Source organism: Pseudoalteromonas sp. BSi20429 (genome assembly GCF_000238895.1).
GTDB lineage: Bacteria > Pseudomonadota > Gammaproteobacteria > Enterobacterales > Alteromonadaceae > Pseudoalteromonas > Pseudoalteromonas arctica.
On the sequence record NZ_BADV01000019.1, the window covers coordinates 1 to 1,453 of the forward strand.

A 1,453-nucleotide genomic window follows, 5' to 3' on the forward strand; every position below is an offset into this window, starting at 1 on the left:
CAGCACTTAAGTTAGTAAGAAACCCTGCTCTTGATGCCCATTACAAAAACCTAGCGGACTATGAAACGGCATATAAGAAAAAACTAGCCAAAGCTATTAATGATAAAGATTCTAGTAGCCGCATTGGCGCATTTAAAGCGAAGCTGACCGAGGTTAAAGGAGAACGTGCTGCAAGTGCATATATGGCAAAACACTTTTCTAAGCCACCGCCACCTGCGAAAATGGAATTAGGTTTTGGTCCTGGGCCCGGTTTTGACCAAGTTTGGGCTAAGCGTGATAAAGACGGCAACGTGCTAGAATACTTTATTGTAGAAGCTAAAGGACCTGGTGCCAAACTTACTAAAGGAGCCAAAAAGGGAGATCAAATGACTGATAAATGGATTGATAACACTCTGGCTAGCATGAAAAAATCTAAAAAATACCAAGCTCAGAATCAATTAGGTGAAAATTTATTCGATGCTATTGAAGATGGCGATCCAAAAATAAGTAAATTAGTTATCGAAGCTGTTGAAGATAACGGCAAAATAATTGGTGGAAAATTACAACCTTTACCGTAGAGAAGTTTTAATGTTAAATTTAAATAAATGTGAAATTGACTTTGAGCGACTATTTAAACGTGCTCCTATTGTTTTAACTAAGCGAACACCTCAAATACTAGACAATTCTGTTTATATAGAAGTGAGGCAGCAAGCCACCTTTGTGGTAGCTAATAAATATATTGAATTAGCATATGCATACTATGTATTAGAAAATTTCCCTGAAACTAAATCATACTTCGAAAAAGCAGCACCTTTTGCATTTTTACGAGGTTTTGACCCTGAGTTAAAAACAAGTCATAACGATTGGACTATTCAACAAGATCTCAATATTGTTCTTCTTTTTGCTGAGCAGGAAGTTTTAGAAAAACTTAAACACAGTGAAATAAAACTATCGAGTGTTCAACATCAAGCCAAACTCCAATATGTTGAATTATTAAAAAATATTGTTACAGGTGGCACACCTGAGCAAAGCGATATTGATGCCGCCTTACTTGAAACCAAAAACACCAAGGATAAAGATGTATTACAGTATATCCTCCCGTTAATCGAAGCGATTTCTGCTTTAACATCAGCCGATATAACACTTTGGCAAGCCAGTATTGATAAAGCCATAAAATGGCATACTGATGAATGCAAATTTGGTGATTACAAAGATATGGAAGAAGGCTTTATCTGTTTAAATGCGCTTACTATGGCTAAATTAGGCAAAGACATGTACGGCTGGCAATGCCAAACCAATTCACTTTATCTACCTTTATTTTTAATTGATTAATTTCAAATAACTCCGCAACAAGAGCACATAAACTATGAGCAGTTTAATTCACTTATCACTTATTGATGAGAACAGTTACCCTACTACGCTTAACGGTGATGATGAAAGCAAATACCAACAGTTACTTGAAATTACTGAAGAA

1 protein-coding gene and 1 pseudogene are annotated in these 1,453 nt (G+C 35.9%); both read left to right on the plus strand.

All coding sequences use genetic code 11. From position 1 onward, the window contains the following. Window positions 1-557, plus strand: a pseudogene (locus P20429_RS20815) (hypothetical protein); the annotation flags it as partial. A gap of 10 nt (window positions 558-567) precedes the next feature. Continuing rightward, complete coding sequence (locus P20429_RS15535; RefSeq protein WP_007581089.1) at window positions 568-1,311, plus strand: Imm49 family immunity protein; 744 nt, start codon at window positions 568-570, stop codon at window positions 1,309-1,311. The last annotated feature ends 142 nt before the right edge of the window (window positions 1,312-1,453 follow it).